Source organism: Streptomyces sp. R-74717, from assembly GCF_047305335.1.
GTDB classification, from domain to species: domain Bacteria; phylum Actinomycetota; class Actinomycetes; order Streptomycetales; family Streptomycetaceae; genus Streptomyces; species Streptomyces atratus.
The window spans coordinates 5,922,678-5,943,035 of sequence record NZ_CP102361.1 but is presented as its reverse complement, the minus strand read 5'-3'; the positions used below and the strand labels follow the sequence as shown (position 1 = coordinate 5,943,035).

Below are 20,358 nucleotides of genomic sequence, written 5' to 3'. Positions count from 1 at the left end.
TTCGGTCAGCGTTCGAGATGTCGCGGGTGTACCTGTGAAGTCTGGTGTTCCGAGGGGGTCCGGCACCCTGGTGCACAGCGCAGTCTTCGAGTGGGGTTTTCCCCACCCCGCCCCCCTGCGGTCAGCCGCATTCGCGGTGGGAATCAGCCGCTTTCTGCGGTGTAGGAACACGCTAAGGAACGGGCCCCCACCATCACGTCCTCCGCCGGGAGGAACCACCCCTGGGCAAAACTGAGGAGCGCCCCCTAGGGGTCTCGGCCCCCGGGTGGAGACCCGCCTCAGGGACTGGACCCATGGGTGCACGCGCCGGGGTCCGCAGAGGTCTTCGGACACATCCCCCAACAGCGGCACTCTCCCCGCCGGGATCCACGGGTGAGACAGTGTCCCGAGAAAATACGTGCAGGGGGAAGGAATCTTGGTGAGCAGCGCGGGCGGCAATACCGAAGCGGTGTCCGGGCCCGGGGCCGGCCCGGCCCCCTCCCCCGCGGCGCCGCGGGGACGCGGCCCGGTGGTCGCCGCTCTGATGCTCGGCATGGCCCTGGCGGCCATCGACGGCACCATCGTCTCGACCGCCGTTCCGCAGATCGTCGGCGACCTCGGCGGCTTCTCCGTCTTCTCGTGGCTGTTCTCCGGCTATCTGCTGGCCGTGACGGTCTCCCTGCCGGTGTACGGGAAGCTCTCCGACACCTTCGGCCGCAAGCCGGTCCTGATCGCCGGCATCGCCCTGTTCCTGTTCGGTTCGGTGCTCTGCGCCGCCGCCTGGAACATGGCCGCGCTGATCGCCTTCCGGGTCGTCCAGGGCCTGGGCGGCGGCGCCCTGCAAGGCACCGTGCAGACCATCGCCGCGGACCTGTATCCGCTCAAGGAACGCCCGAAGATCCAGGCCAAGCTGTCGACCGTATGGGCCACGTCGGCGGTCGCGGGGCCGGTGATCGGCGGGCTGTTCGCGGTGTACGCCGACTGGCGCTGGATCTTCCTGATCAATCTGCCGATCGGGGCCCTCGCGCTCTGGCTCGTCGTACGCCACCTCCACGAGCCGGCCCGCACCCGCCGGGCGGCCGGCGCGCCCCGCCCCCGCATCGACTGGGCGGGCGCCCTCGCCGTCTTCGCCACCGGCACCCTGCTGCTGACCGCGATCGTCCAGGGCGGTGTCGCCTGGCCCTGGTTCTCCGCCCCGTCCCTCGGGCTGCTGGCCGGCAGCGTCGTGCTCGGCGCGCTGACCGTCGTCATCGAGCGGCGGGCCGCCGAGCCGATCATTCCCGGCTGGGTCTGGCGGCGGCGGACCATCGCCTCGGTCAATCTGGCGCTGGGCGCGATGGGGCTGCTGATGGTCGCCCCCACGGTCTTCCTGCCGACGTACGCCCAGTCGGTGCTGGGTCTCGGCCCGATCGCCGCCGGTTTCGTGCTGTCCGTGATGACCCTGAGCTGGCCGGTGTCGGCGGCCTTCTCCAACCGCGTCTACAACCGCATCGGCTTCCGCCGCACCGCGATCACCGGCATGAGCTGCGCCCTGCTGATACTGCTCGCCTTCCCGTTGCTGCCGTATCCGGGCGAGCCCTGGCAGCCCGCCCTGATCATGCTGCTGCTCGGTGCGGCGCTCGGGCTGTTCCAGCTGCCGCTGATCGTCGGGGTCCAGTCGACGGTCGGCTGGGCCGAGCGCGGCACGACGACCGCCTCCGTACTCTTCTGCCGCCAGGTCGGCCAGAGCGTCGGCGCCGCGCTCTTCGGGGCCGTCGCCAACGGGGTCCTCGCCTCCCGGCTGGCCGCCGCCCCGGTCCCCGGGCTGCCGGGCGACCTGGACGCGATCTCGCACGCCCTGGACGCCCCGGGCAGGCTCTCGGCCGCGGCGACGGACCATCTGCGGCGGGCCGTCGACGCCGCCGTCGACCACGTCTACCTGGGTGCCGCCGGGGCCGCGGCGCTCGCCCTGCTGGTGCTGGTCTTCGTGGCCCCGCGCCGTTTCCCGGTCCTCACCGAGGAGTCCGGGAACGACGCCCCGGCGCCGTAGACGTCCGCATCGCGCCGCGGGGCAAAGGGGCCCCATTCGGCGAGACCTCATGCAACTGAGCCATTACCGTGGGCAGTTCAGGCCAACCCCTCCCCAACCACCGTACCCGCGAGTAATGTTCGCGCTTCCGACAGCACAGCCGCACTCCTGCCTTGCCGTCCAACCCAGGACCCGAGCCATGCAAGGAGCAGCACCCAGATGTCGTACGGAAGTCCACCCCCGTCCCCGTACTCCTCCTGGCCCGGACGGCTGCCGAAGCCGTCCCGGCGGCATCAGCCCCCGCCTCCGCATGACCCCGAATACCTGCCGCCCTGGCAGAGTTCGGAGCCCTCACCGCCCCCGGAACGGCCGAGCGCCCCCACCGCCCCCGTGCCCGTCCCGGGCCGTCACGGCGATCTGCGCCGGCTGCGCACCGCGTACCGGCTGCTGCGGCGCATCACGACCCTGACCGCACTCGGCTACTTCGTCGTCTTCCTGCTGCTCTCCGGATTCGCCAAGGACCTGATGGACCGCCCCCTGTTCGGCGGTCTCAACATCGGCCTGGCGCTGGGACTCTGCCAGCTCCCCGTGACACTGCTCGCCATCGTCCTGTACGAGCGGACCGCCCGGAGCACGGTCGATCCGCTCGCCGCACGGCTCCGAAGAACAGGAGCGGCCCGGTGAACGGATTCGACAATTCCGCGCAGTCGATGTCCCTGGTGGCCTTCCTCGCCGTGGCCACCGTGGCCCTGCTGCTCTGCGTGATGACCGGCCCGGACCGCGACGACCTCGACGAGTTCTACACCGGCCCCCGCTCGCTCTCGCCCCTGCGCAGCGGTCTCGCGCTCGCGGGCGACTATCTCTCCGCGGCCACGGTTCTCGGCACCACCGGCATCATCGCCCTCACCGGCTACGACGGGATGATCCTCGCCCTGAGCATCACCCTCTCGCTCGTCCTGCTGATGTTCCTGCTGGCCGAACCGCTGCGCAACGCGGGCGGGTTCACCATGGGCGACCTGCTCGTGCGCCGCGCCCCCGGCCGCGCGGTCCGTATCACCGCCTGCGCGGCCACCATCGCCGCGCTCGTTCCGATGATGGTCGTCCAGCTCGCGAGCAGCGGCGATCTGCTCTCCTTCATCCTGGGGTTCGACAGCTCCGGATTCCGCACCGGTGCCATCATCGGGCTCGGCATCCTGATGATCGGTTACGCGGCGATCGGCGGCATGAAGGGCACCGCGCTGATCCAGATCGTGAAGACCGTGGTCCTCCTCGTCGCCGCGTTCACCATCTCCGTACTGATCATGAACCGCTTCGACTGGGACACCGGCGCCCTGCTCTCGGCCGCCCGGCAGGGCAGCGGCGCGGGGGCCGCGTATCTGCGCTCGGGGCTCCAGTTCGACGGCAGCGGACTCGACATGGTCAGCTCCGAACTGACCGTAGTACTCGGCGCCGCCTGTCTGCCGCACGTCACCATGCGCATGACGAGCGCCGGCTCCACACAGGCCGTCCGCCGCTCGCTGTCCTGGGCGGTCGCCGTGGTCGCCGTACTCTGTCTGCTGCTCGTCGTGATCGGCTTCGGTGCGGGGGCACTCGTCGGCCAGGACCGCATCACCGCCGCCGGGGCATCCGGAAACAGCTCGATCCTGCAGATCAGCGGGGTGGTCGCGGGCGGTGGCCAGCTGGGCGCGCTGGTCGTCACGACGATGACGACAGCGATCTTCCTGACTCTGCTCGCCTCGGTCGCCGGAATGATCCTGGCCTGCGCGAACTCCCTCGCGCACGATCTCTTCGCGCACGGTCTGCACGGGGTGCGCGACCCGGACCGGAAGCCGCTGGCGGGCCTGTCCGAAATGCGTACGGCACAGGCCGCAGCGGTCGCCGTCGGGCTGCTCGCCACCACACTCGCCGTCGTGGCCAGGCACTGGAACGTACAGGCGCTGGCGACGCTCTCGTTCTGTGTCGGTGCGTCGGCACTGGCCCCGGCGCTCGTCTACAGCATGTTCTGGCGACGCTTCACCCGTACCGGACTGCTCAGCACCCTGATCGTCGGCACCGTCACCGTCATGGTGCTGATCACCGGCACCAATCTCGTCTCGGGCTCACCGTCTTCGGTCTTCCCCGAGTACGACTTCAACTGGTTCCCGTTCACCACGACCGGGCTCGTCTCCATCCCGGCCGGTTTCCTGGCGGGATGGCTGGGAACGGTGCTCGAGCGGCGCACGGCGGCCGAAGAACGCCGACGGTACGAGGCCGAGGAACCGCAAATCCTGGCGGGCGCACCGCAGAACACGGCGGCCCGCACCTGAGAAACCCCCATGTCCGGAGGCGAAGGCCCCGGCGGTCGGTCTCAGTCCTCCGCCGGGGCCACCCGCCCGGTGAGCGCCGCGAGTGAGTTCCGCACGTGCGCCATGTGCGCCTGGACCTCCTCGCGGCCCTCCTCGTGCTCCCGCAGGATCCGCTCCGTCTCCCGGACCACCCGCTCCTCACGGACCCTGGCCGCCGCGATCAGCTCCGCACCCTGCGCCTCGGCGTCCTCCTGGCCGTGCCGTGCGGCCTCCTCGGTCCGAGCCAGCGCCCGCCGCGCCTCGGCCAGTCGGACCTCCGCCTGCTCGGTCAGCTCGTCGTGGTGCGCGGCCTGCGCGGCCTCGGCCTCCGCCACCTCGCGTTCGGCCGTCTTCCACCGCTCGGAGTGCTCCTGCTCCTGATGCGCGAGGACGCTCGCGGTACGGCGACGCGTCTCGGCCATCGCGGACTCCGCCTGCTCCCGCACCTCCGCGGCCTCCTTGCGGGCCTCGGCGACGGCCTCCTCGGCGGTTTCCCCGGCCGTGACCAGCGTCCCGTCGGCGTACTTCTCGGCCGCTGCCCGCATCGCCTCACAGTCCGCGCGCGCCGACTCGCGGAGCCTGCGGCCCGCCTCGTCCGCCGCGTCCCGCAGCGCCTGCGCCTCCTCCTGGGCGGCGCCCCGTACATCCCGGGCCTCGCTCTCGGCGAGCGCCAGGATCTGCCGGGCGCGCTCACCGAGTGATTCATAGGTCTGCGGGGCGAGCTTGGCGACGGCCTCGCTCAGCCGGACCGACTCGGCCGAAAGCTCCTCCACCAGCGCGGTCAGCCGGGACACCTGCTCCCACGCCTCGTCCCGCTCGGCCGACAGCCCGGCCACGGTGCGGTCCACCTGCTCCGGACGGTAGCCACGTCCGCGTACGCCGACGAAACCATGCGCGGACACCGGTGCAGAACTCATCCTTGAAGCCTCTTTCCGACTCTCCGACCACCTGCAGTACGTCTAAGGATGCGGCAATTGATACAGAAGTCGGAATCGTTTCGCGACTTTCCGGACGGAAGCGACCGGCATCACAGACCGCCCACAGCACGGCGCCCGGCCCCCTCTCGGGGAGCCGGGCGCCGTCCGCAGAGCCTGCCGGGTCAGATCAGCCCGTCCCACATCTGCTCAAGGAGTACCGACCACCAGCTCTCCGACGACGCCAGCGCCGCCGCGTCCAGCGCCACCAGCTGGGCCTGGAAGTCGACCGTCCAGCGGCCCGCCTGCTCCGGGTTGAGCCCGAAGCGCAGCCGCCACATCCGGCCGAGCAGCGCCATCGAGCGCTGGAACTCCGGCAGCCCGGTGTTCACGAACTGCGGCGCCACCGACTGACCGTGCCCGCCCGCAGGGGAACCTGCCTCGACCGGCACCGCCACGATGTTCGCGGTGCCGTACTGGACACAGATCGCCCGCCCGAAGTCGGACCCCATGACGAGGTACGACCCCGCGTCGGGGGCCGCCTGCACCTGCCGCTGCGCGGCCAGCTCGGCCAGCGTCGGCACCACCGGCTGACCCGGCTGCGCCCAGAAGAACGGCCCGAAGTCGGCGGGCAGCCCCGCCCACACCAGCGTCCGCGCCACGGCCTCGGGCACGCCCTGACGCGACACCGCGCGCTGGTCGAAGCGGAGGATGCCCTGCGGCCCGAAGGTCTGCACCATCTCCTGGGCGATGGCCTCCGGCGGCACCGGCGGCGCGGGCGGCATCTGCGGCAGCGGAGCCCGAACCGGTGCGGGACGAGCCGGCCCGTCCGCGACCTGATGCAGCTCCCCCTGATGGGTGAGCAGATGCTGCATGCCCTGCTGACGGCTGGCGTGATCGGTGCCGTACGGGGCGACGCTGGTGATCCGCACCTGCGGCCAGGTCTCCCGGATCATCCGCGCGCAGTAGCCACCGGGCAGCTCGCACGACTCCAGCTCGGTGTGCAGCTCGATGACCTGCTGCGGCGGCACGTTCATGGCCCGCAGCTCGTGCAGCATCTGCCACTCGGGGTGCGGGGTGCCCGGCGCCGAGCGGCGGATCAGCTGCTGCTCGCTGCCGTCGGGCGCGCGGTAGCGCAGCACGGCCTGGTAGCCGGGGCCGACGGTCGGCTGACCGGTCGGCGCCTGCGGATATCCGTACGCCGGGGGCGGCGGGGTGTGCGGATTCGGCGGTATGGGGCCGGGGGCGCCGCCCTGCGGCATTCCCGGCGGACCCGGCGGACCGGGAGGCTGCGGCGCGGACGGCCCGACCTGGCCGGGGCCCGCGAGCATCGTCGCAGCATGGTGCACACCGCCACCGGGCGGCGGAGGCGTCGACCCAGAAGGAGCGGGGGGCGCCGGGGGCCCAGGAGGCGCGGGCGGCTGCGGGGCTCCAGGAACTCCGGGCGGCCCCGGAGGCTGCGGCGCACCCGGACCACCCATGCTCGGGTCCGCGAGCATCGTCGCAGCATGGTGCACACCGCCACCAAGCGGCGGAGGCGTCGAACCAGGAGGAGCGGGGGGCGCCGGGGGCCCAGGAGGGCCGGGCGGCTGCGGGGCTCCGGGCGGACCCTGCTGGGGGACGAGCTGCGTCGGCAGGTACCCGCCCGCCGGAGCGCCGGGCGCACCCGGTCCCGAGGGCGGTGGCACGGGCGCACCCGGCCTGGCGCCCGGGGTGCCGGGGGCACCGGGTGGCGGCGGGGTCGTCGAACCGCCCCCGCGCGCACCGCGCGGCGGCACGACGGCCTTGCTGGTGGCCGCATCCGCGATGTCACCGGCACCGGGGCCAGGAGCACTCGGGGCAGGTGTTCCGGGTGCGGGTGTGCCGACTCCCTGCCGGTCCAGGCCAGGGGCGATCGCCGTCGGGGGCAGTCGGCTGCCACCGGACATCAGGGCGGTCGGCGCATCGGCCGGTACGACCGGCGGCGGGGTGCCGTCGTCGTCGGCGCCGGAGAGCGGCGGTGCGAACACCGTGGCCGGCAGTGGCACCGCACCGTCGTCGGAGCCCGCATTGGTGTCGGTCCCGGCCCAGGGGGTCGACCCGACAGGCACGTTCGGCGGGGATACCGGAATGCCGTCGTTGGCGGTGGGCTCGTACGCGACCGGCCCGCCCGGCGAACCCTGCGCAGCCGCGGGCGCGGGAGCAGCAGGGGCGACGGGGGGCGGAGTGGTCGAAGGGGCCGAAGGGGCTGAACGGGCCGAAGGGGCCGCGTCCCGGTCCGCCCGACGGTCCGGGATGCCCAGCTTGTCGGCCGCCTCCTGGAGCCACTCCGGGGGGCTCAACAGGAAGGACGTCTGGTTCAGATCGATGCGCTGCGGCGGCTCCGGAGCGGTCGGTGCCGCATCATGTGCGCCGTACTCCTCCTCGTACCGCCGGATCACCTCGCCCACCGGCAGCCCCGGCCACAGGGTGGCCTCACCGCTGTCCCTGGCGATCACCAGCCGCTGCCGGCCGCCGTCCGAGACGGGACCCTCGGCACGGTCCTCGCCCCACGCCACGAAGCCCAGCTCGAACTCCCGTACCCGCACCTCGCGGTGCTGGTACGCGGGCACGTCGCCGTTGATCCACTCGTCCGCGCGCTCCTGCGCCTGCGCAAAGGTCACCATCGCGCTCACCCCTCCACCGGGACGGCCCGCGCGAAGCCGCCGTCCACCATCAGGTTCGCCACGGTCTCCAGCTCCGGCGGATTGCCCGCCAGACGCTGCAGGAAGGCGTCGAAGTCGCCACCGCACGGCAACAGCAGCCGGTCCACCCGCTCCTGCACGTTCCAGCCGTCCTGGTCCCGGGCGTCGTCGTACGCGCAGAACCAGACCGAACCGACACCGTTGCCCTTCACCTTCACCGCGAGGATGCCGCCCTGGACGAAGCCGACGCCCAGGTAGTCCTTGGTGAGGTGATCCCGCAAGCACTTGTTGACGTACACCAGGTCGTTCACGGCGGCCTCCTCGCGCACCGTGAAGAACGGCTGGTCGACCAGGAGACCGAGCTCCGCGTCGAGCGCCGCACCGACCGGGGCCGAGCCGCCCGCCGCCTTGAGGAAGGAGCGGTAGGCACCGGGCAACCGGTAGCCGAGGTCCTCCTCGACGCCCAGGATCTGCTGCTCGCTCACCGCGACGGCGCCCTTGGGCAGCCGGAAGTGCGCGGGCCGGGTCTCCTGCAGCGGACGGGTGCCGCGCTTGTTCTGGTCGACCGCGGTGGCGGCGAGGCCGCCGTGATGCCGGAGCAGCGCCTTGACCTCGACCGGGATCAGCTCCATGCGCCGGCCGCCGGCTACGTGGTGCCAGGTCCAGCCGTGCGGGGTGGCGACGGCGGGAATCGTGTCCCACAGCTCATGGCCGCTCGCCGCCAGCGCGGTGTTGGCCGAGACGTAGTCGGTGAGCCGCAGTTCGTCGACGCCGAAACCCTGCGGGGGCTCGGCAATCTCGGCGGCGGCGCGCGCGTACGGCGCGAAGTCCGGGCTGCCGTTCTCGTCCATGCGCACACCTCTGGGGTGGCGGGACGCCCGGACCGGGTCCGGGAAATGCACGAGCTGCCCGGCGTAGGCCGCGTTCGGTGGCGCGGCTTGCTGCCCGAGCCGACCTGTCGTCATGGCTGTTGCCCCCTGCTGCGTATGACTGGTGAGGACCGACCTGCCCAAGGGGGCGGTCCGGGCACAGCCTATGCGGTGGCGCAAGAGCGGGTCTCGCCCCTACGCCACCCCTCTCCTCTTCCGTCACGAACCGTCACAGCGACGTGACTGACGAGCGATGCTCCTGCCACTGCCGGGTGACACGGAGACGCGTTTCCCCGCCCCAGCTTCCCCACCAGCCGGGACATTTGGCAGGCTGTCACCGAACTCGGGGGCGTGCACATCGCGCAGCTACCGCTGCGGGCACGGGAGGGAAAAGCACCATGCACAGCGCACAAACAGTCACATCCGGGGATCCACGCCTCAGCTGGAGCAACACCGGAACCAGCCTCACACCCCGGCTGCACCACCGCCGCGACGGCATCCTGCCCGCGGTGGCCGCAGCGCTGTCCGTACGCGGTGAGACGCTCACCTGCACAGCGGGCAAGGGCGACCAGCCGCCCGTACTGCACCCACTGGTCCAGGACTTCCTCGACACCCTCACCAGCGGCCAGCGTGAACGCTTCACCGGCCGCTGCCCCGAGGCGATACTGCTCTCCCGGCAGCTCACCGCGGCCGAAGCCGGCCGTTCCAAGCGGGCCCAGCGCAAACCGCTGACCAACGGCGAGGCCCGCCGCGCCCTGAAGCACTCTCGGCTCACCGCACGGCGCATCCGTGAGGACGGCGACCCGATGCACGGCAGTTACGCGCCGCCGTGCCGCTCCTGCGAGGCGATGCTCGCCCACTTCGGCGTACGCCCCGTCGACCTCACCACCACCGGGGCGGCGACCACCGCCGAGAAGGGCTGACCGCGCGCCGATGCACGACCGAACCGACCTACCCGCACAGGCGGGCCCCGCGGACCGCGACCGCCACTCCTCGACCCGCTTCCCCGTCGCCGTCGACGCCGCCCTGCGCGCCGCGGGCTGGCAGCCCGGCCGCTGGGACATCCGGCAGGCCGAGGAGTGGGCCGACGCACTGCGCTCGCACGCGTCGCCCGCCGGTCATCAGCACGCGGTCTTCCCGGCAGCCGTGGAGGCATGGGCGGAGTTCGGCGGACTGCACATCACGGCGTCCGCGCCGGGCCGGCAGATCGCACCGGCCTCGGTGCGCATCGATCCGCTGAGCGGACTGCATCTCGCCCGCACTCTCGGCGACCTCGGCCGGGCGCTGGAGACCGAGGTCAGCCCGCTGGGCGAGGAGGGGGACGGGCAGGCCGTCCTCGCGATCGACACACAGGGGCGGGTGTACAGCATCGATCACACCGGGGACTGGTACCTCGGCCCGGACATCGACCGGGCGCTGGCAACACTGGTCGGCGGCATCCAGCCGGAGCGCCTCGCCCCGGGCTGAGCGGCCTGATGGTCCGGCCCGTCCGGCGATCGAGGACAAGACGGCACCCGGCCGTGCCCGGTCACGATTCCGCCCCGGCAACCCACTGTCCCGGTTCCGTCCTCGAACGCCGGACGGGCCGGAATCGCCCGCCTGGCGATCCAGGACGAAGCGAGGCCGCAGGGCGGATCAGGCCACCCCCCGGTCCGGCAGTACCGCCGACACCCGGAAGCCGCCCGCATCCGTCGGGCCGGAGACGAAGACGCCGCCGAGGCCCAGCACCCGCTCCCGCATGCCGACCAGCCCGTTGCCCCCGCTCGGCAGCCCCGCGTCCGCCGTGGCGGCGTCCGACGGGCCATTCTCCACCTGCATCGCGACTTCCGAACCCCGGTGCGCAAGCCGCACCCACGTCTTCGCACCCGCCGCGTGCTTGTGCACGTTCGTCAGGGCCTCCTGCACCACCCGGTACGCGGTCTGCTCGACCTCGGGCGCGTACGGGCGGACCTCGCCGTCCACCGAGAGTTCCACGGTCATGCCGGCCGCCCTGGATTCCCCGACCAGGGTCTCCACCTCGTGCAGCCGGGGCCCGTCCTCCGTGGCGGCGGCCGCCGCGGCCGCCGCCGCCCGGCCGACCGAGGCGAGCGGCGGCTTCGCGGAGCGGGCCGCCGCGGGCTCCCCGCTCCGCAGCACCCCGAGCATCTCGCGCAGCTCGGTCAGCGCCTGGCGGCCCATGTCGCCGACCAGGGCGGCGTTCCGCACCGCTTTCGCCGGGTCCTTCGGCGCGACGGCCTGGAGCGCGGCGGCGTGCACGACCATCAGGCTGACCCGGTGGGCGACCACGTCGTGCATCTCGCGGGCGATCCGGTGGCGCTCCTCCGTACGCGCCCACTCGGCCCGCTCCTCGGCCCGGTCGGCGAGCAGCGACAGCTCCCGCTCCAGCGAGTCCGCCCGCTCCCGAAGGCTCTCCATCAGCCGCCGCCTGGCCCCTATGTAGAGGCCGAACAGCACGGGCGGTGCGGTGAGCCCGAGCGACATGAAGAGGGACAGCAGCGGTATGTACCAGGCGTCGCGCCCCAGGTCGGTCTGCTCGGAAACGCTCTGCCGCAGCTGTACGTACGTGACGATGAACGTCCCCGTGAAGGACATCCCCATCAGCACCGCGGTGATTCTTCGCGGTACGTCGGAGGCGGCCAGCGTGTAGAGGCCGACCAGGCCCATCAGGAAGCCCATCTCGGCGGGCGTCGTCGCGATCGACACCAGCACCACGGCGATCGGCCAGCGCCGCCGCACCACCAGCACGGCCCCCGCGAGCAGCCCGAACACGACGCCGACCGGCACCGGCAGCCCCGTGCCCCCGGCGAACTCCACCCCTTCCAGTGCGCATTCCAGCGCCGACAGGAGCGCGAGCCCCACGTCCAGAGCGACACTGCGCCGTCGTTCCCACCACCAATAGCCGCGGGTGGTCGTACCCGCGGCTTCCCGGTATGCCCCCGTTGCGGTCATGCGGTCCAGCCTACGGGCGGGCGCACCTCATTTTCGGGCGACCTGGACAGCACGTGGTGCGTTCGAACGGAGGACGAAACGAGCGACGATCGCCCGAAATGGCGAATCGACCGCACTTTCGACCCGGACGTTCGCATTCCGGACGACGCTCACCGTATGACGGAAACCACAGGCAGGTACGCCGATTTCGAGGGCCTCCGCAGGCAGGCCATCGCACTGCGACGGGAGGGCCTCAGTCGCCGCCAGATCAACCGGCTCCACGTCCACAACAACGACATCCTCAACCGGCTCCTGGTGGGCGAACCCGCCCCGGAGTGGACGAAGCGCCCGAACGCCAAGGACGACCTGCGGGAGAAGGCGCGGGAGCTACGGCGCCAGGGCATGACGTACGACCGGATCCAGGTGGAGCTGGGCTGCTCGAAGAGCTCGATCTCGCTGTGGGTGCGGGATCTTCCGAAGCCTGTTCCCGATCACAGTGCTGTCGAGCAGGCTCGACTTGCCGGGCGGATGCGCTGGGACCACGAGCTGGCGATACGGGACGCCGAGCGGCAGCAGACGAAGGACGCTGCGGAGGGCGAGGTGGGAGCGATGAGTGACCGGGAACTCTTCTTCGCAGGTGTGGCCCTCTACTGGGCGGAGGGGAGCAAGGACAAGTCGTACAGCCGACGGGAGACAGTCACCTTCATCAACAGCGACCCGGACGTCGTGAAGGTCTTTCTCGCATGGCTCGACCTGCTCGGCATCGAGCGGGAACGCCTGCGGTACCGAGTGATGATCCATGAGTCCGCCGACGTGACGGCCGCCGAGCTCTACTGGGCCGACCTGGTTCATGCAGACGTCTCAACCTTCCAGAAGACGACGCTGAAGAAGCACAACCCCAAGACGGTACGGAAGAACGTGGGCGCCGGGTACAGGGGATGTCTCGTCGTCCGGGTGTCCAAAGGCGCCGACTTGTATCGTCGTATTGAGGGGTGGTGGCGCGGAATCACTAGCCAAGCCCAACTCCGGCTCGGGTAAGGTCTGACGCAGTGATCCGCCGTAGTGTAATCGGCAGCACGGCATCCTTTGGAGATGTTCGGTCTAGGTTCGAGTCCTAGCGGCGGAGCCCACAAAATGCGGGCCCCGACCAGTGCGGTCGGGGCCCGCGCCCATGTCGGTCCAGAGGTGCCCCGGTATCCTTCGGGTGTCCACCACCCGAAGCCGAAGGGCATTTCCGTGAGCTCCGAACGCCCGGCAGCCGTCGTCGTCCTCGCAGCGGGTGAGGGCACCCGCATGAAGTCGAAGACCCCCAAGGTTCTGCACGAGATCTCCGGGCGCTCGCTCGTCGGACATGTCGTCGCCTCCTCCCGCGAGCTGGACCCAGAACACCTCGTCGTGGTCGTCGGCCACGAGAGCGAGCAGGTCAGCGCGCATCTCACCGCCGTCGACGACCGGCTGCGGACCGCCTACCAGGCCCAGCAGAAGGGCACCGGAAACGCGGTGCGCGTCGGCCTCGACGAGCTCGGCGGGACCGTCGAGGGCACCGTGATCGTCGTCTGCGGCGACACCCCGCTGCTCTCCGGCGAGACACTCACCGCGCTCGCCGCCACCCACACGGCCGACTCCAACGCCGTCACCGTGCTGACCGCCGAGGTCCCGGACTCCACCGGCTACGGCCGGATCGTCCGCGACCCGGCCAGCGGTGCGGTCACCGAGATCGTCGAGCACAAGGACGCCACCGACACCCAGCGTGCGATCCGGGAGATCAACTCCGGGGTGTTCGCCTTCGACGGCCGGCTGCTCACGGACGCCCTCGGCAAGGTCCGTACCGACAACAGCCAGGGCGAGGAGTACCTCACCGATGTGCTCTCCATCCTGCGCGAGGCCGGACACCGGGTCGGCGCCTGTGTCGCCGACGACCACCGTGAGATCCTCGGCATCAACAACCGGGTCCAGCTGGCCGAGGCCCGGCGGCTGCTGAACCAGCGGCTGCTGGAGCGGGCCATGCTCGCCGGTGTGACCGTCGTGGACCCGGCGTCCACACTGATCGACGCCACCGTCACCTACGAGCGGGACGCGATCGTGCACCCGGGCACCCAACTGCTCGGCAGCACTCATCTCGCCGAGGACGCCGAGGTCGGCCCCAACACCCGGCTCACGGACACCGTTGTGCACGCGGGCGCACGCGTGGACAACACGGTCGCGGACCGGGCCGAGGTCGGCGAGGGCGCGACGGTCGGCCCGTACGCCTATCTGCGACCCGGCACCAAGCTCGGCCCGAAGGCCAAGGCCGGTGCTTATGTGGAGATGAAGAACGCCACGATCGGCGAGGGCACCAAGGTCCCGCACCTGAGCTATGTCGGCGACGCGACGATCGGCGATCACACCAACATCGGTGCCGCCAGCGTCTTCGTGAACTACGACGGTGTGGCCAAGCACCACACGACGATCGGCTCACACTGCCGTACCGGGTCGGACAATATGTTTGTGGCGCCTGTCACGGTCGGGGACGGCGTCTACACCGCGGCCGGCTCGGTCATCACCAAGGACGTACCGTCCGGTTCGCTGGCTGTCGCCCGCGGCCAGCAAAGGAATATCGAGGGTTGGGTGGCCCGCAAGCGTCCGGGAAGCGCCGCCGCGCAGGCAGCTCAGGCCGCCACCCAGGAGCACGACGGCGAAAGCTGACCGGAAACAGGTGCGCCTCGTACGGCGTACCGTGATAGATGCTCACCCCATTTCGGCTGGCTCGTTGCACATCGGGACACATGCGTGCAGCGCCAGAAACACGTCTGAGGAGACTGTGCTGTGACCGGGATCAAGACGACCGGCGAGAAGAAACTGATGCTCTTCTCCGGCCGCGCCCACCCCGAGCTGGCCGAGGAGGTTGCGCACCAACTGGGTGTCGGCCTCGTGCCGACGAAGGCCTTCGATTTCGCCAACGGTGAGATCTACGTCCGCTTCCAGGAGTCCGCCCGCGGTGCCGACTGCTTCCTGATCCAGAGCCACACCGCTCCGATCAACAAGTGGATCATGGAGCAGCTCATCATGCTGGACGCGCTGAAGCGCGCCTCGGCCCGCTCCATCACGGTGATCGTGCCGTTCTACGGCTACGCCCGCCAGGACAAGAAGCACCGCGGTCGCGAGCCGATCTCGGCCCGTCTGGTCGCCGATCTGATGAAGACGGCGGGTGCCGACCGCATCCTCACCGTCGACCTGCACACCGACCAGATCCAGGGCTTCTTCGACGGCCCGGTCGACCACCTCTTCGCGCTGCCGATCCTGGCCGACTACGTCGGCGCCAAGGTCGACCGCTCGAAGCTGACGATCGTCTCCCCGGACGCCGGCCGGGTGCGTGTCGCCGACCGCTGGTGCGACCGCCTGGACGCCCCGCTGGCGATCGTCCACAAGCGCCGTGACAAGGACGTCGCCAATCAGGTGACCGTCCACGAGGTCGTCGGCAACGTCAAGGGCCGGGTCTGTGTCCTGGTCGACGACATGATCGACACCGGCGGCACCATCTGCGCCGCCGCCGACGCCCTGTTCGCGCACGGCGCCGAGGACGTCATAGTGACGGCCACGCACGGTGTGCTCTCGGGTCCGGCCGCGGACCGTCTGAAGAACTCCAAGGTCAGCGAGTTCGTCTTGACGGACACTCTGCCGACCCCGGGTGAGCTGGAGCTCGACAAGATCACGGTGCTCTCGATCGCCCCGATGATCGCCCGCGCGGTGCGCGAGGTCTTCGAGGACGGCTCGGTCACCAGCCTCTTCGAAGCGCAGTAAGCGGCACAGCACGGAAGATCCACTTTGGGGTGCGGCCTCCCCGCCGGGTAGACTCAGCGAGTTGCTCGGCGAGGGAGGCCGTACTCATGTGTACGGCGGTCCGTTATCGACGCGCTCTTCGTAGCAGGCCTGTCGTGGGCCGGGTGACCGTCCAAGTTTCGTCACCATACGAGGAGTGCAGTCATGGCTGAGGTCAAGCTCGCCGCCCAGGCCCGTACCGAGTTCGGCAAGGGCGCTGCCCGTCGCACCCGCCGCGCCAACCTGGTTCCCGCGGTCGTCTACGGCCACGGTGCCGAGCCGGTTCACATCAACCTGCCGGGCCACGACCTGATGATGGCGCTCAAGACCGCCAACGTCCTGATCGGTCTGGAGATCGACGGCAAGGACGCCCTGGTCATCCCCAAGGCCGTGCAGCGCAACCCGCTCAAGGGCGACATCGAGCACGTCGACCTGCTGACCGTCAAGCGCGGCGAGAAGGTCAACGTCGAGATCGCCGTGCACGTCGAGGGCGAGCTGGCCCCGGGCGGCAACCTCCTGGAGTACGTGCAGAACACCCTGCTCGTCGAGGCCGAGGCCACCCACATCCCCGAGTCCGTCACGGTCTCCGTCGCGGGCCTGGACGCCGGCGACTCGATCCTCGCCAAGGACATCCCGCTGCCCAAGGGCTCCGTGCTGGCCGGTGACGAGGACGCCGTCGTGCTCCAGATCGTCGCCGCGCAGGCCGAGGAGCCGGCCGCCGAGGCCGAGGGCGCCGAGGCCTGAGCCTCGCCTTCCCTGCTTCACTGACGGGGCGGCGGTTCCTTCTTCGAGGGTCCGCCGCCCCGTTTCCCTGTAACCGGGCCATCCGGAACCATCCGTACGCGAGGAGACCGAGCGCAGATGTCCGACGCCACCGAACCCTGGCTCATCGTGGGCCTCGGCAACCCCGGTCCCGAGTACGCGGCGAACCGGCACAACGTCGGTTTCATGGTCGCCGACCTCCTCGCCGAGCGGATCGGCGGGAAGTTCAAGCGGGCCCAGAAGGCCCAGGCCCAGGTCGTCGAGGGCCGCATGGGCCCGCCGGGACCGGAGAACCGCCGGGTGATCCTGGCCAAGCCGATGTCGTACATGAACCTCTCCGGCGGCCCCGTCACCGCGCTGCGCGACTTCTACAAGGTGCCGACCGACCACATCGTGGCGATCCACGACGAGCTGGACATCGACTACGGGACACTCCGGCTGAAGCTGGGCGGCGGCGACAACGGGCACAACGGGCTCAAGTCGATGACCAAGTCGATGGGCGCCGACTACCACCGGGTCCGGTTCGGGATCGGCCGGCCGCCGGGCCGGATGCAGGTCGCGGACTTCGTGCTGAAGGACTTCTCGTCCACCGAGCGCAAGGAGCTCGCCTACCTCGTGGACCGGGCCGCCGACTCGGTGGAGTGCCTGCTCGCGGAGGGTCTGGAGCGCGCGCAGAGCGCGTACAACTCCTGACACCCGCAGCAGCGGTCGCGGCGCGTACAACTCCGACATTCCCGCCGGTACCCCAGCGATTTTCGGTCATAAGTTGACCGCGAGCGTTGCTCTGCCCAAGGATCGCTCCCCATGAAGCGGAGCTCCTCCCACCGCGCCCTGGTCTACGCCCGCAGCGCCGCCATGGGCTGTGTCGTCCTGCTGCTGCTCGTCGCGGGTGTGCTGTCCTCCTGGAGTTCGGCGCACCACATCGTTCTGGCCAAGGGCCGTGAGCACGGCACGATGACCGTAACGGGCTGCGGCGCCGATGTCTGCACCGGACCGTTCGCGCCGTCCGGTCAGGCCGCCGCGCGCCCCCGGGTGACGATCGAGAAGTCCGTCGCGGCGCGGAGGGGCGATCGCTTCCCCGTCGTCGTGAAGCCGGGCACGGACGATGTCGTACGCACCGGAACACCCGGTTTCCTGCATGCCTGGGTGCCGCTGGGCGGTGCACTGTTGCTGGCCGCCCTGGTCATCGGCGGCGGTCTGCGGCTGTCCCGGATCGCCTGGGGCACCGGGGTCGCGGGCGCGACCCTGCTGGTGGCGACGTTCATCGCCCTCTGAGCAGGGCCGCACCCGCGTCCGGGGGGCTCAGCCGGTGTTGCGCAGACCCGCGGCGACACCGTTCACGGTGAGCAGCAGGGCCCTGGCGAGCAGCGGGTCCGCTTCCTCGCCGCGTGCCGCCGCCTCGCGCTGGCGGGCCAGCAGCGAGACCTGGAGATAGGAGATCGGGTCCAGGTAGGCGTCCCGGATGGCGAAGGTCTGCTGGAGCACCGGGCTGGTGCCGAGCAGTTCGGTGCCGCCGGTGACCCTCAGGACCTCCTGGACGGTGAGCGCGTGCTCGGCCTCGATGTCGGCGAAGACGTGCTTCAGCTCGTCCGGGACGAGTGTGTCGACATAGTGGCGGGCGATCCGCAGATCGGTCTTGGCGAGCGTCATCTCCACGTTCGAGATGAAGTTCCGGAAGAAGTGCCACTGCTCGTGCATCTCGTCCAGAACGGTGTCCAGGCCGGCCTCGCGCAGCGCCTTGAGCCCGGAGCCGACGCCGTACCAGCCGGGCACGATCTGCCGTGACTGGGTCCAGCCGAAGACCCACGGGATGGCCCGCAGCCCGTCCAGGCCGGCGCCGGAGTCCGGACGCCGCGACGGACGCGACCCGAGGTGCAGCTCGGCGAGCTGGTCGACCGGGGTGGAGGCGAAGAAGTACGCGGGCAGGTCCGGGTCCTCGACCAGCTTGCGGTACGCGGCGTGCGCGGCGTCGGAGACGGTGTCCATCGCCGCGTCCCAGCGGGCCAGGGCCTCGTCGGACTGGCGGGGCGCGGTGTGCAGCGCGGAGGCCTGGAGGGTGGCCGCGACGGTCAGCTCCAGGTTCTCCCTGGCGAGCGCCGGGATGAGGTACTTGTCGGAGATGACCTCGCCCTGCTCGGTCACCTTGATCTCGCCTTCGAGGGTGCCCCACGGCTGCGCGAGGATCGCGTCGTGGGAGGGGCCGCCGCCGCGGCCGACGGTGCCGCCGCGGCCGTGGAAGAGCCGCAGCCGTACGCCGTAGCGGTGCGCGACGTCACGCAGTCGGCGCTGCGCCCGGTGGATCTCCCACTGCGAGGTGGTGATGCCGCCGAACTTGGAGGAGTCGGAGTACCCGAGCATGACCTCCTGCACATCGCCGCGCAGCGAGACGAGGCGGCGGTACGAGGGGTCGGCGAGCATTTCGTCGAGGATGACGTCTGCGGCGCGCAGCTCGTCGGTGGTTTCCAGGAGCGGCACGATGCCGATCTTGGCCCAGCCGCCGTGCAGGTCGAGCAGGCCGGCCTCGCGGGCCAGGACGGCGGCCGCGAAGACGTCGTCGGCGCCCTGGCACATCGAGATGATGTACGACTCGATGACCTCGGGGCCGAACCGTTCGAAGGCTTCCTTGACGGTGTGGAAGACGCCGAGGGTCTTCTCGCCCGCGGCGTCCAGCGGGGCCGGGGTCGGGGCGAGCGGGCGGCGCGAGCGCAGCTCCTTGGCGAGCAGCTTCTGCCGGTAGTCGCGCGGCATGTCGGCGTAGCGCCAGGACTCCTCGCCGAGCCGGTCGAAGAGCTGGCCGAGGGCGTGGTGGTGGGCGTCCGCGTGCTCGCGTACGTCCATGGTGGCGAGCTGGAGGCCGAACGCGGCGAGCGTGCGGATCGTGCGGTCCATCCGCCCGTCGGCGAACAGGCCGCCGCGGTGCTCGCGCAGTGAGGTCTGGATGAGTTCCAGGTCGGCGATGAGCTCGGCGGTGCCGAGGTAGTCGCAGCCGGGGCGGTGCGGGGTGCCGCCGGCAAGGCGCTCGCGGGTGTTGACGAGCTTCTGCCGGATGCAGGTGGCCTTGAGGCGGTACGGCTCCTCGGCGTTCAGCCGCTTGTAGCGCGGGCTGATCTCGGGGAGGCGCTCCAGGTCGGCCTGGAGCGAGGTCAGCAGCTCGTCGGTGGCGCCGGTGTAGCGGATGGAGTTGGAGAGCTGGGCGCGCAGGTGGTCGACGAGTTCCAGGGCGTCGGTGATGCCGTGCTCGTGCTGGAGGATCAGCACCTCCCTGGTGACGGCTGGCGTCACGTTGGGGTTGCCGTCGCGGTCGCCGCCGATCCACGTACCGAAGGTGAGGGGGCGGGTGCCCGCGGGCAGCTCGACGCCGACCCGCTCCAGCTCGGCCGCGAGGTCTTCGAGTACGTCCCCGACGGCGCCCGTGTGCAGTTCGTCGAGGTAGTAGATGGCGTTACGGGCCTCGTCGGCCGGCTCGGGCCGGACCACGCGCAGCTCGTCGGTCTGCCAGATGAGGTCGATGTTCTCGGCGAGCCGCAGATCCTGGCGGCGCCGGTCGGCGTCGATGACGGGCGTCTCCAGCAGCTCGGCGATGCGGCGGAGCTTGTTCAGCACGGAGCGCCGCGCGGCCTCGGTCGGGTGCGCGGTGAAGACGGGCCGTACGTTGAGGTTCTTGACGGTCGCGCGCAGGTGCTCGGGGTCCGCGTCCTTCAGCCGGTCGGCGGTACGGGCGAGGAGACCGCCCTCGGCGGCGCGCCGGTCGCGCATCTCGTGGGCGCGGTGGACCTGCTCGGTGACGTTGGCGAGGTGGAAGTAGGTGGAGAAGGCGCGCACCAGCTGCGCGGCGGTCTCCAGGTCCGTGTCGCCGAGGAGTTCGGCAGCGGCTTCGCCGTCGGTCCGGGTCAGGGCGCGGACCCGCTCGACCAGGTCGAGGAGTTCCTGGCCCTCCTGGCGTACGAGGGTCTCGCCCAGCAGATCGCCGAGGCGTCGGATGTCGGCGCGCAGCTCGGGGCTGGCGGCGGGGGTCTGGTCGGCACTGCTCACGGTGTGCGGCTCCTTGCAGTGGTTGAGCACGGGGATCTCCGGGGCCTGGTGCTGACGACACCCCGGGAAGCAGAGTGCGGA

At 71.1% G+C, this 20,358-nt stretch carries 16 protein-coding genes and 1 tRNA gene; 12 read left to right on the top strand and 5 right to left on the bottom strand.

Annotated features, from left to right (window positions below):
- Positions 1 to 523: 523 nt before the first annotated feature.
- The 3 genes from NRF20_RS27270 to NRF20_RS27260 all read left to right on the top strand — a co-directional run bounded on the left by NRF20_RS27270 (position 524) and on the right by NRF20_RS27260 (position 4,293).
- Entirely contained in the window at positions 524 to 2,008 is a 1,485-nt protein-coding gene (locus NRF20_RS27270) for an MFS transporter (RefSeq protein ID WP_398631058.1), read from the top strand.
- A gap of 198 nt (positions 2,009 to 2,206) precedes the next feature.
- Complete coding sequence (locus NRF20_RS27265) at positions 2,207 to 2,671, top strand: DUF485 domain-containing protein (RefSeq protein ID WP_398630982.1); 465 nt, start codon at positions 2,207 to 2,209, stop codon at positions 2,669 to 2,671.
- A 26-nt stretch (positions 2,672 to 2,697) separates the two neighbouring features.
- Positions 2,698 to 4,293 (top strand): cation acetate symporter, encoded by a 1,596-nt coding sequence (locus NRF20_RS27260; protein ID WP_413754612.1) that lies wholly within the window; start codon positions 2,698 to 2,700, stop codon positions 4,291 to 4,293.
- A 41-nt stretch (positions 4,294 to 4,334) separates the two neighbouring features.
- Here NRF20_RS27260 and NRF20_RS27255 read toward each other — a convergent pair whose 3' ends face one another.
- From NRF20_RS27255 to NRF20_RS27245, 3 genes are all read right to left on the bottom strand, one after another.
- On the bottom strand, positions 4,335 to 5,228 hold the full coding sequence (locus tag NRF20_RS27255) for a cellulose-binding protein (protein ID WP_398630983.1): 894 nt from the start codon (positions 5,226 to 5,228) through the stop codon (positions 4,335 to 4,337).
- A gap of 182 nt (positions 5,229 to 5,410) precedes the next feature.
- Positions 5,411 to 7,870: an SUKH-4 family immunity protein gene (locus tag NRF20_RS27250; protein WP_398630984.1), complete on the bottom strand. Its 2,460-nt coding sequence runs from the start codon at positions 7,868 to 7,870 to the stop codon at positions 5,411 to 5,413.
- Between the two features lie 5 nt (positions 7,871 to 7,875).
- Positions 7,876 to 8,853 (bottom strand): SMI1/KNR4 family protein, encoded by a 978-nt coding sequence (locus tag NRF20_RS27245; protein WP_398630985.1) that lies wholly within the window; start codon positions 8,851 to 8,853, stop codon positions 7,876 to 7,878.
- 302 nt (positions 8,854 to 9,155) lie between these two features.
- Between NRF20_RS27245 and NRF20_RS27240 the strand changes: the two genes are divergently transcribed.
- The gene (locus tag NRF20_RS27240) at positions 9,156 to 9,680 is read left to right on the top strand and encodes a YwqJ-related putative deaminase (RefSeq protein ID WP_093896451.1); all 525 of its coding nucleotides are present in this window, start codon (positions 9,156 to 9,158) and stop codon (positions 9,678 to 9,680) included.
- Positions 9,681 to 9,690: 10 nt separating this feature from the next.
- Complete coding sequence (locus NRF20_RS27235) at positions 9,691 to 10,224, top strand: SUKH-3 domain-containing protein (RefSeq protein WP_398630986.1); 534 nt, start codon at positions 9,691 to 9,693, stop codon at positions 10,222 to 10,224.
- Positions 10,225 to 10,392: 168 nt separating this feature from the next.
- On the opposite strand, the gene NRF20_RS27230 is transcribed toward NRF20_RS27235, so the two are convergent.
- Positions 10,393 to 11,706: a sensor histidine kinase gene (locus NRF20_RS27230; protein ID WP_398630987.1), complete on the bottom strand. Its 1,314-nt coding sequence runs from the start codon at positions 11,704 to 11,706 to the stop codon at positions 10,393 to 10,395.
- Positions 11,707 to 11,862: 156 nt separating this feature from the next.
- On the opposite strand from NRF20_RS27230, the gene NRF20_RS27225 reads away from it, so the two are divergent.
- The 7 genes from NRF20_RS27225 to NRF20_RS27195 all read left to right on the top strand — a co-directional run bounded on the left by NRF20_RS27225 (position 11,863) and on the right by NRF20_RS27195 (position 17,520).
- Positions 11,863 to 12,723 (top strand): hypothetical protein, encoded by an 861-nt coding sequence (locus tag NRF20_RS27225; RefSeq protein ID WP_413753447.1) that lies wholly within the window; start codon positions 11,863 to 11,865, stop codon positions 12,721 to 12,723.
- Between the two features lie 15 nt (positions 12,724 to 12,738).
- A tRNA-Gln gene (locus NRF20_RS27220) sits at positions 12,739 to 12,811 on the top strand.
- A 110-nt stretch (positions 12,812 to 12,921) separates the two neighbouring features.
- On the top strand, positions 12,922 to 14,370 hold the full coding sequence (gene glmU, locus NRF20_RS27215) for a bifunctional UDP-N-acetylglucosamine diphosphorylase/glucosamine-1-phosphate N-acetyltransferase GlmU (protein WP_413753446.1): 1,449 nt from the start codon (positions 12,922 to 12,924) through the stop codon (positions 14,368 to 14,370).
- Positions 14,371 to 14,490: 120 nt separating this feature from the next.
- Complete coding sequence (locus NRF20_RS27210) at positions 14,491 to 15,465, top strand: ribose-phosphate diphosphokinase (protein ID WP_398630990.1); 975 nt, start codon at positions 14,491 to 14,493, stop codon at positions 15,463 to 15,465.
- A 183-nt stretch (positions 15,466 to 15,648) separates the two neighbouring features.
- Complete coding sequence (locus NRF20_RS27205) at positions 15,649 to 16,227, top strand: 50S ribosomal protein L25/general stress protein Ctc (protein WP_398630991.1); 579 nt, start codon at positions 15,649 to 15,651, stop codon at positions 16,225 to 16,227.
- 117 nt (positions 16,228 to 16,344) lie between these two features.
- Positions 16,345 to 16,938: an aminoacyl-tRNA hydrolase gene (pth, locus tag NRF20_RS27200; protein ID WP_114244947.1), complete on the top strand. Its 594-nt coding sequence runs from the start codon at positions 16,345 to 16,347 to the stop codon at positions 16,936 to 16,938.
- A gap of 111 nt (positions 16,939 to 17,049) precedes the next feature.
- Entirely contained in the window at positions 17,050 to 17,520 is a 471-nt protein-coding gene (locus tag NRF20_RS27195) for a hypothetical protein (protein WP_398630992.1), read from the top strand.
- 27 nt (positions 17,521 to 17,547) lie between these two features.
- On the opposite strand, the gene ppc is transcribed toward NRF20_RS27195, so the two are convergent.
- On the bottom strand, positions 17,548 to 20,277 hold the full coding sequence (gene ppc / locus NRF20_RS27190) for a phosphoenolpyruvate carboxylase (RefSeq protein WP_398630993.1): 2,730 nt from the start codon (positions 20,275 to 20,277) through the stop codon (positions 17,548 to 17,550).
- Positions 20,278 to 20,358 lie beyond the last annotated feature (81 nt).

Coding starts and splice junctions, on each gene's coding strand:
- NRF20_RS27270 (WP_398631058.1), top strand. CDS start 524: ATGCTCGGCATGGCCCTGGCGGCCATCGACGGCACCATCGTCTCGACC.
- NRF20_RS27265 (WP_398630982.1), top strand. CDS start 2,207: ATGTCGTACGGAAGTCCACCCCCGTCCCCGTACTCCTCCTGGCCCGGA.
- NRF20_RS27260 (WP_413754612.1), top strand. CDS start 2,698: ATGTCCCTGGTGGCCTTCCTCGCCGTGGCCACCGTGGCCCTGCTGCTC.
- NRF20_RS27255 (WP_398630983.1), bottom strand. CDS start 5,228: ATGAGTTCTGCACCGGTGTCCGCGCATGGTTTCGTCGGCGTACGCGGA.
- NRF20_RS27250 (WP_398630984.1), bottom strand. CDS start 7,870: ATGGTGACCTTTGCGCAGGCGCAGGAGCGCGCGGACGAGTGGATCAAC.
- NRF20_RS27245 (WP_398630985.1), bottom strand. CDS start 8,853: ATGACGACAGGTCGGCTCGGGCAGCAAGCCGCGCCACCGAACGCGGCC.
- NRF20_RS27240 (WP_093896451.1), top strand. CDS start 9,156: ATGCACAGCGCACAAACAGTCACATCCGGGGATCCACGCCTCAGCTGG.
- NRF20_RS27235 (WP_398630986.1), top strand. CDS start 9,691: ATGCACGACCGAACCGACCTACCCGCACAGGCGGGCCCCGCGGACCGC.
- NRF20_RS27230 (WP_398630987.1), bottom strand. CDS start 11,706: ATGACCGCAACGGGGGCATACCGGGAAGCCGCGGGTACGACCACCCGC.
- NRF20_RS27225 (WP_413753447.1), top strand. CDS start 11,863: ATGACGGAAACCACAGGCAGGTACGCCGATTTCGAGGGCCTCCGCAGG.
- NRF20_RS27205 (WP_398630991.1), top strand. CDS start 15,649: ATGGCTGAGGTCAAGCTCGCCGCCCAGGCCCGTACCGAGTTCGGCAAG.
- pth (WP_114244947.1), top strand. CDS start 16,345: ATGTCCGACGCCACCGAACCCTGGCTCATCGTGGGCCTCGGCAACCCC.
- NRF20_RS27195 (WP_398630992.1), top strand. CDS start 17,050: ATGAAGCGGAGCTCCTCCCACCGCGCCCTGGTCTACGCCCGCAGCGCC.